Source organism: Lysinibacillus sp. FJAT-14222, assembly GCF_001278875.1.
In the GTDB taxonomy this organism is placed as follows: domain Bacteria; phylum Bacillota; class Bacilli; order Bacillales_A; family Planococcaceae; genus Lysinibacillus; species Lysinibacillus agricola.
Genome location: NZ_LIYL01000012.1, coordinates 23,146 through 39,014 on the forward strand (window position 1 = coordinate 23,146; position 15,869 = coordinate 39,014).

Consider the following 15,869-nt stretch of genomic DNA (forward strand, 5'->3'; position numbering starts at 1 on the left):
ATCATTACCTCCAATTGTTATTGTGAATATACCATAATGTGGGGTTGATTTTCGTTCCGACTGTTGCTTATATACAAGATGTACGTTTTAACAAATGTTATCCTTAACTTTTGGTGATGAGCCAAGAAAAAGTAAAACCTCGTAAGTATGTAACTTACGAGGTGGTTGTCATATTATTAGTGAGATACGTCCTGTACAGAAATACCTGTGTTTGCTTTAACATCCACTTCACGATATTTCGCATCGTTTGTTTCTTTAGAAAGTAATGTTCCAATGAAACCACCAAGGAAGCCAAGTGGCACAGAGATTAAAGCTGGGTTTGTTAACATAATTAACGGCTCACCAACGAAAATTGCTTTTCCTTCAACTGGATTCCAGAGGTTTGGTGAAACTGCAACGAGTACTAAAGCAGAGATTAAACCTGTTAACATCGCCGTTACAGCACCAGCTGTATTAAAGCGTTTCCAGTAGATTGTATAGATGATTACAGGTAGGTTGGCTGAACCTGCAATACAGAATGCAAGTGATACTAAGAACGCTACGTTTAATGTTTGTGCACCAAGCGCTAAAAGAATTGAAATAATAGCGATTGTGATTGAACCGATACGAGCTGCAAGTACTTGCTCTTTCTCTGTAATTTTACCTTTTTTAATGATTTGACCGTAAATATCATGTGATAGGGCAGATGCGCCAGAAAGTACAAGACCAGCTACTACCGCTAAGATTGTTGCGAAAGCTACTGCACACACAAATGAGAATAGGATATCGCCACCGAGTGCTTCTGCAAGAAGTGGAGCAGCCATGTTACCAGCAGCGTTTGCAGAAATAATCTCTTCTTTACCAACGAATTTAGCTGCGCCGAAGCCCAAGAAGATAGTAAGTACGTAGAAGATACCTACGATCCAAGTAGCCCAAATAACTGAGGAACGAGCAGTTTTCGCATCTTTTACTGTAAAGAAGCGCATTAGGATATGCGGAAGACCAGCTGTACCTAATACTAAAGCGATTAACATTGAAATAGTATCAATACCATTTGTATATTTAAGACCTGGATTCAGATAAGCTGCACCGCTATCAGTAGCAGTTCCCATTTCTTTAAACATCGTTGTAATGCTAAAGCCGAACTCTTTTAATACTAAGAATGAAATAATGACAGTACCTAACATTAAAAGACAAGCTTTAATAATTTGTACCCAAGATGTTGCAGTCATACCACCGAATAGTACGTAAGTTGTCATCATAACGCCTACGATTAAAACCGCAATCCAATAATCGATTCCTAAAAGTAATTGAATAAGTGCTCCTGCACCAACTAGTTGTGCAATCATGTAGAATAATACAATTGTAATAGTGCTTAAAGCTGCTGTACCACGAACTTTAGAGCTATTGAAACGCGCTGTGATCATGTCAGCTAATGTAAATTTACCAAGATTACGTAATGGCTCAGCAACGATGTATAACACCACTAAGTAAGCTACTAAATAACCAATAGAGAAGAAGAACCCATCAAATCCAAATAATGCAACTGCTCCGGCAATCCCTAAGAAAGAGGCTGCTGATAAGTAGTCACCAGCGATGGCTAGTCCATTTTGCCAGCCTGTTAATCCACCGCCTGCAGTATAGAAATCACTTGCAGAAGAAGTTCGTTTAGATGCCCACCATGTAATAACTAATGTTAAACCAACAATGGCTACGAAGAAGAATATGGCTGTAAAACTCATCCCGTTAGTCATCGGCGGCCACCTCCGTTCTCGTATTCGGCGATAATCGCCTTTGCCTCTTTATCAAAGTTGTTCGCTTTTGCTACATATAAGTGACATAACCCCCAAGTCATGATGAATAATCCTGCTGAATATACCCACACCCAAGTAATTTCCCCAAATGCCTTTTGGTGTAGTACTGTCGTGTACGAAGTAAGAATTGGTAGCAACATATATGCTGCTAAAAAGATTGCAGTCATTGACCAAAGAAATGAATTCTTTTTTCGTACAAGTGCTTTAAATGATTCTTGATTTGCAATTGCATCATAGTCAATCACGACGCCCTTGTTTGCTTGATTGTTCGCCATTAACATTCCCCATTTTGTGTTTATTTTTACTGCTTAAAGACTTAATTTCGCTAGTTTAGTGAATTCACATCTTCATTTTATGAGAGAGTTCACAAAATTGCAATACATTTCAGAAAAATTATGAAAAAATAATTTTCAGAAAAATAGTCTTGAAAGAGAATATACATGACAAAGCCAAAAAAATAGGATGTTTCAGAAAATTCAGATAAATATATAAAGTAAGGTCAAGTCTGGATTTCTGATCGGAAAATAAGGTTAAAATTAGAAAAAAGAATTGTTTTTCCCCAAAAAAATAAACACTATTTACTTAGTGAAAATTGGTTTTTTTCTGTTTTTTGGAAAGGGAATAGTATTGTTCAATAAGTAAATTAGCAAATTTTTTGTAATAAAAATCAAAAAACCCGATAGAAAATCGAGTTTTTGACTTGATATTTTTATTAAGATGAATAGGAAGATTGATAGATATTTTTGCAATAATTTGGATTGTAAAAATCCATCAATGAGAAATATCAGAAACAGACACACCTGTATTTGCTTTAACGCGAATTTCCTTATAAATACGATCTGCTTCTTCCTGTGGTACTTTGCTAGAAGATAGCACAGAGCCTAAGTAACCTGCGATAAAGCCAAGTGGAATCGTAATGACTGCTGGGACTGCTAAAGGTACGATAGGATTGCCAACGAAGATAGCTGCACCTTCAACAGGACTCCATACATTCGGTCCCATTGCACCTAACACTAAGCATGATACTAAACCAGTCACCATGGCTGCTATAGCACCTGTTGAATTGAATTTTTTCCAGTATATTGTGTAAAGAATAACTGGTAAATTTGCTGAAGCTCCGATACAAAATGCAAAGGATACTAAGAATGATACATTCAAGTTTTGCGCAAATAACGCAAGGATAATGGATACAATGGCAATAGAAATAGAGCCAGTCCGAGCTGCTACAACTTGTTGCTTTTCTGTTAATTTACCGTCTTTAATGATTTCACCATAAATGTCATGGGAAATGGCAGAAGCTCCTGTTAAAACTAAGCCCGAAACAACGGCTAAAATGGTTGCGAATGCTACTGCACCGATAAATGCCATTAACACATCACCGCCCAAGAAATTAGCAAGAAGTGGGGCTGCAGTGTTACCTGCTTTACTTTCAGCAAGAATTTGATCGATACCTACAAAGTTTAATGCCCCAAAACCTAAGAAAATAGTTAATGAGAAGAAAATAGCTGTAATCCAAGTTGTCCATGAAATAGAAGAACGAGCAGTTTTGGCATCTTTAACTGTGAAGAAGCGCATTAAAATATGTGGTAATCCAGATGTACCTAAAACGAGTGCCATCATCATCGAAACAGAATCAATTGAACTTGTATATTTCATCCCTGGCACAAGGAATTTCTCACCGTGATCTACAGCGATCGTATCAAACATTTTCATAAGAGAGAAATCGAATTTTATTAATACTAATGTAGCTAATAAGCCTGTCCCGAATAATAGAAGGCTAGCTTTAATAATTTGCACCCAAGAAGTAGCTGTCATTCCACCGAATAATACATAAGTAGTCATCATTACACCTACGATTAAAACCGCAATCCAGTACTCAATACCAAATAATAGTTTAATAAGGGCACCAGCACCTACTAATTGTGCGATCATATAAAGGATTACGATGATAATTGTGCCTGACGCAGCAACCCCACGAATACGTTTTTCATTAAAACGAGTAGTAAGCATATCTGCTAACGTATAACGACCTAAGTTACGCATAGGCTCTGCAATTATATAGAGAAGAACTAAGTTTGCTACTACATAGCCTACAGAGAAGAAAAAGCCATCAAAACCAGTTAAAGCAATCGCACCAGACACCCCAAGAAATGCGGCTGCAGATAAATAGTCACCAGCAATCGCAAAGCCGTTTTGCCAACCTTTAAGACCGCCGCCAGCTGTATAGAAATCAGCTGCAGAAGACGTACGCTTCGCTGCGATATATGTTACAACAAGTGTTAAACCAACGATTGCTAAAAAGAAACCAACGGATACTAAGTTCATTTATTTTCCACCTTTCTCGTGATACTCTGCTAGCACTGCCGCCGCAGCTTTATCGAATGAAGCAGCTTTTTTCACATATAATGTACAAAGAATGATTGTCATAATGAATAATCCAGCTGAATAAACCCAAACGCCCGTAATATTTCCGAAGAATTTTTGTTGTAGTACAGGTTGGAAAGCAAGGATTGGTAGCAAAATATAAAGTGTTAAAAAAACTGCTGTAATCGAGAAAAGGAAGGTATTCTTCTTTTTTACGAACTTGTTGAACGATTCCATAGCTTCAATTGCATTATAGTCAATTGATTCTATATTTTTGTTCCCAGAAATGTTTGCCATTATTATTCCCCCTAAAGTGATATATTTCTGTTTTAAACGACATATTTCTTTTTCATTCGTCGTTATATTCACTTATTTTATGGGGAAGATTCTTATAATGCAATACTAAATTTTGAGTTTTTATAATTTTTAATCATTTTCAGAATGTGGAAATAACATAGAAATAATAAGGATTTAATAGAAATAATCCGTATGAAAGAGAACGGAATTATCTATAAGAATAATATTCCTAAAATAGTTTAGTGATAATAATTTTGAATGTAGGAGAAAATTTGAACGCGAAAGAGAATTTTGAGGAATTTATTATCGTGTCATTAAATGGTAGAAGATCTTGATTAGCAAAAAAACTTTGTTATATAACAATTGTGTGATGGCTTGGGAAATAATCGAAATAATAAAAAACAGCTTTTTAAAATTTTTATAAAAGTGTGAATTTTTTTTGGTATACAGGATATTAATATACCAATATCATACAATATACAAAGGTTTGACATAAATAATTGAAAGTATAAGCTCATAATCTTGTATTTAGTTTCTATAATTTATACAATAAACAACGATGGTAAATTGAAGGGAAGTGGGCAAATAAATGAAAAAGAAAAGTATCATGCTCGTTTTGATACTAGCATTAAGTAGCATATTAACTGCTTGCGGAAGTTATAAATTTGAACCAGAAATGAATATAGAGGTAAAGGATTTTTCGGTTACAAATCAAAAAAATGAACAGGTTGGCCTTGATGATTTTAAAGGTAAGCCATGGTTAGCGATGTTCATCTTTACTAATTGTAATTCCATTTGTCCACCAATGACGTTCAACATGACAGAGGTACAAAAGGCACTTCAGGATAAAGGCGTGGAAGACTATCAAATTGTAGCTTTTAGTGTTGATCCTGAGGTTGATAAGCCGGATGTTTTAACGAATTATTTAAAACCGTATTCAGTGCCTGATGAGAGCAAATGGCAGCTCTTAACTGGCTATGATCAAAAGTATATTGAACAGTTTGCACGGCAATCATTTAATTCATTAGTAGTAAATGATCCTAATTCTGACCAAGTTACACATACAGGAAGTTATTACTTAGTCAATGCTGATGGGATTGTTGTGAAGGATTATGACGGAAATACAAATGTACCGGTTGATACAATTGTGGCAGATATGAAGGCGTTAACTAAATAAAAAGTAATAACTCAGAGGTTTGAATAACTTCTGGGTTATTTTTTATGGCTGTAATTGATAAATGAACATTCAATTGCTGTTACACATAATATAGTCAAAATTTTATGCCCATTACTCAGATATCTTTGCTGTCATTGAAGAAATAGAAAATGAAATAAAGGGGAAAATGGTTGAGTTTCTTAATGGTTTTAAAGGAGTCGATCTTATTCAAAACCCTATGCCTTTCTTAATTAAAATAGCTCACTTTTGTGACCAAGATATAGAGTTTTATCTTATGTTAATTAGCACGCGAGCTGTACCTACCTTTTTAACGAAATTAAAAGGCGTTCTAATAGAGAAAATAATAAGCAACAAAGAAACATTACAGTCAAACGAAGAGCGTGAAGTGTTAATATACCGTGTTCACTTTTTTGTAGGTGGACTAATGTCTTTATACCAGGACTGGTTCACGGGAAAATTTGAATGCACTTTAGAAGAACTAAACGCATCTGTTAGCCGAATGATGATACAAGGATTTCAGTCATATACTTTTAAATAAAACGTTCTTCCTGTTTGTTTATAGTCGAAAGAAAAGACAGTGGGGCATAATTGAAACAACAAATCGAGGGCTACCCCTATATAAAAGAATATTTAGCTTTTGGGAATATCGTTAGAGGCGAAGAAATTAGTCTCTTTTTCATTATACGCTCGGCATACGTAGGAACTGTAGGGTGGAAGGTTCAGAAGCGGGAAGACAAAAGTAGTGGTTAGCCAATAGCAAGGGTGTCTGTGGTGATGTGGAATCAGAAGGAAGCTGTAGGCAAAGCACAGGCATAGGAACACGAAACTCATAGAAGACTAGGTATGGTTGGGTAAGTTTGCATTATACTTTCAACGCGAAAAATTATCTTAGCTCGTTGTCTTTTTAAAAAGTTTTCAAGAAAAATGCTAATTTTACGGGTAAGGAACATTTGTTCTAATTTTAACTTTATAAAAATTCGAGCTAATGGGGAAGTAAGCCGATTACATACAGGAACGTAAAGAATTTGAGCAACTACAATTAAAAGAAACATGGCTATTAGGTGTTAAATAGGAAAATTTAGGGAATATATCTGTTATAATAGTTGTAATGGAGGCCCATGTTCACTTTTTATATGAGATGGAAAAGGGTTTTTAAACGCCTTCGTTCAATGAAGACATTCTATCCAACTTGTTAAATACTTTTGATAAAGCGATACAAGGCTATTTCAAATCATACTATATTATGAAACAACAAGATGAACAATAAAAACGTTTAAAGGAGAGAAAATTAACGATGAGTCTAGAAATATATAACGGAGAACGTTCTGAAGAAAGTGTTCAATTTGAAAAATGGTTAACTTCCGAAAGTAATAAAAAGAGTTTTTCTAGTATTGAAAACACTAAACAGTTTGTAGAGCAAATGGGAACTGAAAATAGGAAACCATATGTTATAGGGGATGATGTTCAATTTTTAAGTGATGTTAAGGAGCGGGCATTTGAGGGCATACAGGTTTTCACATTAAATGACCAAGAGTCCCTGAAACAAAAAGTTATTCTTTATATACATGGTGGCGCTTGGACGAATCAACCTTTAAATTTTCACTGGTGGTTCTTGGATAAGATGGCGCAATCTTTGAACGCGAAAATAATTGCTCCTATTTATCCTAAAGTACCTCATTTCAACTATAAAGATACCTATCCAAAAATTCTAAACCTATATAAAGAAATGCTTGCAACTGTTGAAAGTTCGAATCAATTAACGATTATGGGAGATTCTGCGGGCGCAAATATATCACTTGGCCTGGCTCATCTTTTAAAAATGAACAATTTGCCTCAACCGAAAGATATTATTTTATTATCAGCATGTGTAGATATGAGTTTTGAAAATCCTCTTATATCTGAATATGAAGAAAAGGATCCGATGTTAGCTAGTGAAGGAATGGAAGTCATTACAAAGATTTGGGCAGCTGATAAAGATTTAAAAGACTCGTTGATTAGTCCAATATACGGTGACTTTAAAGGACTTGGGAAGATTACTCATTTTATTGGAACACATGAATGTTTATATCCAGATGCAATAAGACTGGATGAACAACTAACAGAACAGAAAATTGAAATCAATACCTTTGTTTATCCTAAAATGAATCATGTGTTTGTTGTTATGCCAATTCCTGAAGCTCAAGATGCTCAACAGAAAATTATAAATATACTTAGTTAATTTAAAGAAATGGGGGGGAATTGCTGCAGAAGCGGCCACAAGGAGGGAAAACAAGAGGTAGAGATTCTAAAATAGGCTATGACCATATTCGCACAAAAATGACAGCAATTTATAACGTAAAAAAGGAGTGTCTCAAAGTTCAAATTTAGACTTTGAGACACTCCTTTTTTTCTATATTATCCAATAGTGTAGAGTAGCAAGGATAATTAATACACCTTTGATTTTTTGTCATTAAGCACGCTTTGTGTTCTTTGATTGATTAAGTTTAAGACTGTTATATACTTTTGAAAATCTTCAGTTGTAAATTGCTCAAGGTTCCTCAAATGACTCCGATATTCCTCTAAATCTAGATTTTTATGATATTCATAAACTATTTTGCCTTTTGGTGTTAACTCAATATTCAATTCTCGATAATTGTCTACATTTCTATATTTAATTACTAAACCTTTTTTAATTAGTTTATCAACCATTTGAGAAACAGCACTTTTTGTACAATTTTTAATTTCTGCAATTTCAGAAGTAGTAGTTTTTACTTGGTCTCCAATTAAGTTGAGTGTATGAACTTCTATCATATATAATTCATCCTCTGTGCCATATTTTCTTGGAATATTTTCATATGAACTAATCAGTCTAGATGTCTCGTAAATCGTTTCCATTAGCTCATAAAAAACCTTCTCTTTATCCACAATGCATCCCCCTCCCCATAATTGGTAGTAAATTTAATTTAATTTTAACATATAGGAAATCTATAATTAACCTTTGTTTAGAATCTGATTAATTTTAGAAATATTCAGAAATTTCAATTGACGATTTTACAGTTAAGGTGTTAAACTGAGAAAAATTTAATCTAAACGTGTCGAAAATTGCTATTAAGTAGAAAGTTGAACACAACAAGAGGGGGAGAAGTATTGAAATATAATTTTGATGAAGTGGTTAATCGTAGAAATACATATTCCTTAAAGTGGGATGGCGAAGATTTAATCAAAACAATGGGCTATACAGAAAGGTATGACAATGAGACCATTCCACTATTTACAGCAGATATGGATTTACCCGTACCGCAACCATTGATAGACGCACTACATAAAACAGTTGATCATCGTATTTTTGGATATTCTGTTTTTCCAGATGAGTACTTTGAATCAATTCAGCATTGGTTTAAAAAGAGACATGATTGGACAATCAAAAGAGAAGAGATTGTATATAGCCCTGGAACAGTACATGCCTTGAATATAGCTGTACAAGCTTTAACTAAACCTGGTGAAGGTATCATTATTCAACGTCCTGTTTATCCGCCGTTCACAGCTGCGATAGAAGGAAATGGAAGAGTTGTTCGAAATAATGCGTTGAAATGTGATGCTGAAGGGTATTACACAATTGATTTTGAGGATTTTGAAGACAAAGCAAAAGATGAAAATACAACAATGTTCATTCTCTGCAGTCCACACAATCCGACTGGAAGAGTTTTAACATACGAGGAGTTGAAAACGCTTTCAGATATCTGTGCGAAAAATAATGTAATTATTGTAGCTGATGAAATTCATGGAGATCTCATTAGAAAAAACCAAAAATTTATACCAATCGCAAAAGTTGCAAACAGTACGGATCATATTATCACGTGCACAGCCATTAATAAAACATTTAATGTTGCAGGTCTGCACTGTACAAATGTGATTATTTCAAATCCTGAAATTAGAAAAATCTTTAGCGACAAAATGGGAATGCAGTTACCATCACCGTTTACAATTGCAGCTCTTATAGCTGTTTATAACGAAGGAGAAGAATGGTTAGAGCAAATAACAGAATATATGGACGACACAATGGCGTATGTGAAAAATTACTTAGCTGAAAAAATGCCTACAGTCAAAGTTAGGATTCCGGAAGGAACATACGTGATGTGGATGGACTTTAGTGGATATGGTCTTCCAGCTCAAGAGGTTCATGATCGTATCTATAACAAAGCCAATGTTTTACTTGAGGATGGTCACTTGTTTGGAATTGAAGGAGAAGACTTCCAAAGAATCTGTATCCCTTCACCAAGACCACTTATAAAAGTAGCACTTGAAAGAATCGCTTTAGAATTTCAAGAAATAGAATCTAAAAATCAATTAGAAGAGGTGTGTAGAAAATGAAAACAATAGAATTTGAGCTTAATGCATTAAAAGCTGCAAAAGAAATAGAAGATTATGTAATTGAGATAAGAAGAGATCTCCATAGACATCCTGAAATCGGATTACAAGAAATACGAACAATGAGAGTGGTTACAGAGGAGTTATCTAAATTAGGCATTCATTACGAAATTGTCCCTAATGGCGGAATTATTGGTTATATTCAAGGGAAACAACCGGGAAAAACTTTAATTCTTAGGGCAGATTTAGATGCACTGCCGATGAAGGAAGAGGAAAATAATTTAAAAAAGAAAAAAGTAGTATTTTCTGAGTCTGATCAAGCTGCTCATACTTGTGGGCATGATGGACATACAGCGATGCTTTTAGGTGTAGCGAAAATCTTAACTCAGCACCAAGACAAAATGAAAGGAAGAGTGCTACTAGCTTTTGAACAAGGGGAAGAAATGGGCGGAGGAATTTATAATCTCTGTAAACGATTACACGAAATTGGAGGAGACGGAATTTGGGGTATCCATTTAAAATCTGATCTTCCCACTGGGAAAATATCTGTTGAACCAGGTCCAAGAATGGCAGCTTCTTTTGTTTTTGATGTCTTAATAAAAGGAAAAAGTGGACATGGTTCAAGACCAGATTTGTCAGTTGCTCCATTAGACTGTTTTACCGATTTTTATAATAATTTAAGAGCGATGAGGTTAAATACTCTAGATCCTTTTAAAACAATTACCTATTCAATTGGAACGATAAATTCGGGTTCCGCAGCGAATATTATTCCAGAAAATTTACAGTTCTCAGGAACAGCCAGATATTTAGATTATAACCAAGGTGCCCATGCTGCAAAAGAATTTAAGAGAATCCTAGAAAAAGTCTGTGACCTGCATAATTGCACTTATGAATTTATTACAGAGCCTAAAGAATCGGACTTAATTGTCTACAATCAAAAAGAATGTGCACAAATTGCGATTGATGCTGTGAAAAATGCAATTGGTACAGATGCTTTACATTCAATCCCTGCTTGGATGGCATCAGAATCATTTGCGTTTTATGAAAAATACTTCCCAGGTGTGTTTGCATTCGTTGGCATACAAAACCTCGAAGAAGGGATTGGGGCCGAACACCATAATGTTTACTTTGACTTAGATGAAAATGCTTTAAAACTAGGTGTGGCGGCTACTGTACAATACACAATTGATTTTCTAGATAGTGAAAACCAAGTTCATTTTACTCCTGATAAAAGAGATATAAATAGGCTATTTATTGATAACGGATTCCAGCAATTAATAAATGAATAAATTTCATTGAATACAAAGGAGATAGGGAAAATGACACGAAAAAAGCTCTGTTACTTGCTCACGTTCATTGCATATTTTGGAATGCCTTTAGGAATCCCTTTTATTAAAAGTGCCGAACCATATATTTTGGGCCTCCCATTTCTATTATTTTGGATGGTTTTATGGATCTTTTTAGGAACAGGTTTAATGATTATAGTTCATCGTATAAATCCTAGTGCAAAAGAGGAGACGGAATAATATGATAATTTCAGTTGGAATCATTGCAATTTTCTTAGGTATTGCCTTACTTTTAGGCATTATGGCAAGTAGAGGCAAAGATATGAGCCTAGAACAATGGACTGTTGGAGGCCGTGGATTTGGATCTATCTTCATCTTCTTATTAATGGCTGGTGAAATTTATACAACTAATGCCTTTTTAGGGGTAAGTGGTTGGATGTACGGAAAAGGTGGAGTAGCATTTTTCAATATTGCGATGCTGAACTATGTCATTGCTTACTGGTTGACACCTAAAATATGGGCTTATGGAAAGAAACATAGTCTATTATCACAATCTGATTTTTTTGAAAAGGCATATAATAGTAAAATTCTCGGCACACTTGTAGCCATTGTAGGGTTAGCAGCTTTAATTCCTTATTTAGTCATTCAATTAAAAGGTCTAGGCATTATCGTTTCTGAAGCTTCCTATGGAGCAATTGATCCGAAATTAACAATTTGGATTGGCACAATTGCAATGATTGTTTATGTTATGGTTTCCGGAATTCATGGCTCGGCTTGGACAGCTGTTATTAAAGATTTTCTTATTCTTGGTGTTGTGTTATTCCTTGGTATTTACTTACCTTTTCATTATTATGGCGGTATTCAACCAATGTGGGAAGCAATTGAAGCTGTTAAACCAGGGTTTTTAACGCTTCCAGACTCAGGTTTTAGTGCCTCATGGTATATTTCAACAATCATGTTAACATCGTTAGGGTTTTATATGTGGCCGCATACATTTGTTGCTACTTTTTCAGCGAAAAGTGGAAATGCCCTAAGAAAAAATGCGATTATGCTTCCTATCTATGCGTTATTTTTATTATTTATTCTATTTGCTGGAGCAGCAGCAATTTTACAAATTCCAGGGTTAGAAGGGGGCGCAGTGGATTTAGCTTTATTTAAAATCTCTACGCAAACATTTAATCCAGTCATCGTTGGCTTTATTGGAGCAGCAGGGTTATTAACTGCGATTGTTCCGGGTTCATTGATTTTGATGTCTGCAGCTACATTATTTGCAAAAAATGTTCTAAAACCTATTCGTCCTCAAACTACCGATCAACAAATTGCTATCATAGCTCGCTATTCAGTTCCTGTGATTGCACTTATTGCACTTTACTTTACTTTTAGCGGTGGTGGAGCAATTACGTTATTATTTTTAATGGGATATGGTCTAGTTACTCAATTTGTACCAGCAGTTGTAAGTAACTTTATGAAGAAAAATCCATTAACTGTACAAGGTGTGTCTGCTGGGATTATTGTGGGAGTTTCGATTGTAGGTTGGCAAGCAGCTACAGGAGCTCATCTAAGTAAGCTGTTCCCAAGCTGGCCATCCTATATACAAGATATCAACATTGGTTTCCTTGCATTGACTGTAAATATTTTAGTAAGTTTAATTGTTAGTGCGTTTACTAGGAAAGTAGCTGTAAAAAATGATGAAACTACAAATAAGAAAACAGTAGAAAACATTTCATAGTATCATTTGTTTTATTTGAAAATTCCAATGTTACGAAAAGCGTAAAATCAATTTGACCATATTCTCAAGGAGAGATTTTCTATTTTTATCAGTTCAAATTACTATTAATCCAAATGAGAAGCTTTTTTAGCAACATTATTATCACTTAACATTTACGCTAACAAAAATAAGCGTAATTCCTGTAAATAGGCAAATCATTCTCGGCACAGAAATTTTATCAGCTAGTCCGAATAATGCAATTGCCGTCGTTACGATTAAAACTGTTGGACCAACTAAAGCAAGCATTGTATTAATATAGAATGCTTTTTCTAAACTATTTAACTTTAGCATCAACAATCCAGCACTTACCTCAATACTTCCAGACAATACGCGTAAAATAACCATAGCAAGAAGCGATTTATCAATAACTATCATCATCCAATCTTTATAGATAATTTTTGCGATAAAAAACGAATTCTCTTATATTTCCATCATTCCTTAGGATAATTACATGAAGTACTATAATCAAAATATGTATGATTCGTGTTAAATATTCTATTGAAGTATACAGTTTTTTCAATGTTTCTATAGTACAAAGACAATTAATAAGATTCAATCTAGTATAACTGAACATTCCACAATTCCAGAAATACAAAAAAATTATCGAAAATCTAAATCATTATTTGGCTTATGATTTAGGTGTGATATGTAAGGGAAGTTATATAAGAACAGGAACAAACAGACAATAAAGACCTGATCATGGAACTGAAATTTCTAAAAATACTATAGTTGAGGTACTAGAAGGACAAAACAAGTGGGTAAAAGTGCAGGTAGAAATAGATAATAGCTGTTTAAATGGTTGGATAGAGGAATCAAAAATTCAAAAGCTAAAACGTATCGATTGATAATCAAATATAAATATAATAGTTAAATAAAGAAAAATGCCCTAAAGTTCAAAATATTTAAGGGCATTTTCTTATGGTTTTATTAAATTCTTGAAATATCATCCGTTTAAAAAGACGAAAGAGTACAATTCAAAAAAGTGTCTGGACAATTCTTGACCATTTTATTTTTTTGAAAATATGTGTTTATGTGAGTTATATCATAAAGAAACACTTAACGTTTTATTGGCCGACCTTTTACAATAGCTGTTGTAACAAAAGATTCTATTAAAAATAAACATATGTTAAAGTATCTTTAAAAGTGAAAATGCCTCGATAAGATAAACATCGAGGCATTTTTAGGGCTAAATATGTGAAAGGCTGTTTGAAGGTCAAAATTATTCAGTAGTTAACTTTTTATTACTTCTTAGGCTGTAAATCCTCAATTGAGTCAATGTCCATATATGCAGGAACTACAAATCCATTTTTTGTACCTTTTAAGTTCTCACCTAAATCAACTAAGTCATCCTTATATTTTTCATAAAAAGAGCTATGTGTTGTTGGTAACCAAGCAGCTACTGTTGCATCAGCTACGCCTGTAGCGATAGCTTGAAACATAATTGCAGGATCTACAGGTGTGATTGTGACAATGTATCCGAGTTCTTCAAATACAGCCTGTAATACACTACTCGAAGCTCTTTCTGAATCCCAAGGTGTTGAAGCTAATTCAATTTCTTTTCCGCTTACTTTTTTCGTATCTTTTGTCCACTCATTTACTTTGTCTTGGTTTTCTTCTATCCATTTGTCTGCTGCATCTTCAAATGAACTCGTTTGTGCTTCAAACATTACAGCTTCCATATCTTCTGGTTCCCAATAAAATCTATCCAAAATTGTATACGCATCCGGTAAGTCTTTTTCCAAGCCCTTACGCGCAAGTGTATTGATATTTTCCGATCCACCTAATGTCCCTTGAGGATCTTCTAAAAATTTCAAATCATAAGATGAAAACATCCAATGTGGTGTCCATCCGGTAATAATAATTGGATCTTCATTTCGAATAGCCTGCTCTAATGAACCTAACATCCCAGGTGTAGAACTTTGTTCAAGCTCCCAGCCTTTTAAGTTTTCATATTTCTCTATAGTATTTTCCGCCAGACCAGTCAACCCAGCTCCTGGTTCAATTCCTATAATCTTATAGTCCACTTGCTCCCCTATGCTTGGCGTAGTTCCTATTGAATTGCCATTGTCTTTTTTGCTATCTCCATCTCCACAGCCTGTTAAAAGTAACGAAATAGCTAACCCTAAAGTGAGTCCTACAGATTTTAATTTCATCTTTTTTCATCTCCCTAGTTTGAAAACTTAGAGTTTTAGCGACTTTCTAAGAAACCCTTTATTAAAAATTTTTTACTCTACTACCAAAAGTAACAACTTGATTTTAACCACAGGTTGTTACTTTTGTCAAACCACTCAATCTTTTAAATACCCATTTTTGCACGTTTATTAACATAATTCTTCACAAAAAAAAGCCTTTGAACGGCTCTCAGTTCTTTATTTTAAAAAAATAAAAATAGCCTATCCATAAGGTTATTTTTCCGTGAGACATTTCCATAATTTGTTTAATAAATAGAATGAATATATTAAAATGAAGGTAACAGATGATATTGTTTACTAATTCCTAATAAAACGTAATTATTGGTTGGGGGATAAAAAATTGAACAGAAATTCAATAGCAAATATATTCTTTTTTACAGGAAGCATTTTGCTCATATTAAAATTACTATTTGTAATGGGGTATTTAAACGAGGTTCGAGTAAACTACGATACATATGTTCCTTTATATAAGTAGATGTATTTTTTAGGAGCACTAGATTAAACAGTAGGAGGTATAACTAAAATTAGTTTTTAAATATTATTCGAAAAGATTTACATTTTTAAATAATGGCGAATAGTAGAATCAAGTTGAACACTTTAGAAAAATAAAAACATCGTACGCGAAATCGTGTATTATTGAGGTTC

General features: G+C 34.2%; 14 protein-coding genes. 7 read left to right on the forward strand and 7 right to left on the reverse strand.

The window, feature by feature from the left end; genetic code table 11:
• Positions 1–176: 176 nt before the first annotated feature.
• From AN161_RS05970 to AN161_RS05985, 4 genes are all read right to left on the reverse strand, one after another.
• Positions 177–1,721: a sodium/solute symporter gene (locus AN161_RS05970; protein WP_053593469.1), complete on the reverse strand. Its 1,545-nt coding sequence runs from the start codon at positions 1,719–1,721 to the stop codon at positions 177–179.
• Positions 1,722–1,729: 8 nt separating this feature from the next.
• Complete coding sequence (locus AN161_RS05975; RefSeq protein WP_053593456.1) at positions 1,730–2,068, reverse strand: DUF485 domain-containing protein; 339 nt, start codon at positions 2,066–2,068, stop codon at positions 1,730–1,732.
• 496 nt (positions 2,069–2,564) lie between these two features.
• Positions 2,565–4,118, reverse strand: coding sequence for a cation acetate symporter (locus tag AN161_RS05980; protein ID WP_053593457.1), 1,554 nt, complete (start codon positions 4,116–4,118; stop codon positions 2,565–2,567).
• The gene (locus AN161_RS05985) at positions 4,119–4,454 is read right to left on the reverse strand and encodes a DUF485 domain-containing protein (RefSeq protein ID WP_053593458.1); all 336 of its coding nucleotides are present in this window, start codon (positions 4,452–4,454) and stop codon (positions 4,119–4,121) included.
• Positions 4,455–5,043: 589 nt separating this feature from the next.
• Between AN161_RS05985 and AN161_RS05990 the strand changes: the two genes are divergently transcribed.
• The 3 genes from AN161_RS05990 (at position 5,044) to AN161_RS06000 (ending at position 7,849) form a co-directional block, all read left to right on the forward strand.
• The gene (locus AN161_RS05990) at positions 5,044–5,631 is read left to right on the forward strand and encodes an SCO family protein (protein ID WP_053593459.1); all 588 of its coding nucleotides are present in this window, start codon (positions 5,044–5,046) and stop codon (positions 5,629–5,631) included.
• 166 nt (positions 5,632–5,797) lie between these two features.
• Positions 5,798–6,169, forward strand: a complete 372-nt coding sequence (locus AN161_RS05995) for a TetR-like C-terminal domain-containing protein (RefSeq protein ID WP_053593460.1) — start codon at positions 5,798–5,800, stop codon at positions 6,167–6,169.
• A 756-nt stretch (positions 6,170–6,925) separates the two neighbouring features.
• Entirely contained in the window at positions 6,926–7,849 is a 924-nt protein-coding gene (locus AN161_RS06000; RefSeq protein ID WP_053593461.1) for an alpha/beta hydrolase, read from the forward strand.
• 206 nt (positions 7,850–8,055) lie between these two features.
• Here the strand turns inward: AN161_RS06000 and AN161_RS06005 are convergent, their stop codons facing one another.
• Positions 8,056–8,535, reverse strand: coding sequence for a MarR family transcriptional regulator (locus AN161_RS06005; RefSeq protein WP_053593462.1), 480 nt, complete (start codon positions 8,533–8,535; stop codon positions 8,056–8,058).
• Positions 8,536–8,757: 222 nt separating this feature from the next.
• On the opposite strand from AN161_RS06005, the gene AN161_RS06010 reads away from it, so the two are divergent.
• Genes AN161_RS06010 through AN161_RS06025 form a run of 4 tightly spaced genes read left to right on the forward strand, consistent with a single transcriptional unit; the run spans position 8,758 to position 12,993 of the window.
• Complete coding sequence (locus tag AN161_RS06010; protein ID WP_053593463.1) at positions 8,758–9,981, forward strand: MalY/PatB family protein; 1,224 nt, start codon at positions 8,758–8,760, stop codon at positions 9,979–9,981.
• Entirely contained in the window at positions 9,978–11,267 is a 1,290-nt protein-coding gene (locus AN161_RS06015) for an amidohydrolase (RefSeq protein WP_053593464.1), read from the forward strand. The genes AN161_RS06010 and AN161_RS06015 overlap by 4 nt, the downstream gene beginning before the upstream one ends.
• A gap of 30 nt (positions 11,268–11,297) precedes the next feature.
• Complete coding sequence (locus AN161_RS06020; RefSeq protein ID WP_053593465.1) at positions 11,298–11,504, forward strand: DUF3311 domain-containing protein; 207 nt, start codon at positions 11,298–11,300, stop codon at positions 11,502–11,504.
• A gap of 1 nt (position 11,505) precedes the next feature.
• Positions 11,506–12,993, forward strand: coding sequence for a sodium:solute symporter (locus AN161_RS06025; protein ID WP_053593466.1), 1,488 nt, complete (start codon positions 11,506–11,508; stop codon positions 12,991–12,993).
• Positions 12,994–13,134: 141 nt separating this feature from the next.
• Here the strand turns inward: AN161_RS06025 and AN161_RS06030 are convergent, their stop codons facing one another.
• Both AN161_RS06030 and AN161_RS06035 read right to left on the reverse strand, forming a co-directional pair.
• Entirely contained in the window at positions 13,135–13,410 is a 276-nt protein-coding gene (locus AN161_RS06030; RefSeq protein ID WP_053593467.1) for a YqhV family protein, read from the reverse strand.
• 863 nt (positions 13,411–14,273) lie between these two features.
• Positions 14,274–15,185, reverse strand: coding sequence for a glycine betaine ABC transporter substrate-binding protein (locus AN161_RS06035; protein WP_053593468.1), 912 nt, complete (start codon positions 15,183–15,185; stop codon positions 14,274–14,276).
• Positions 15,186–15,869: the final 684 nt, after the last annotated feature.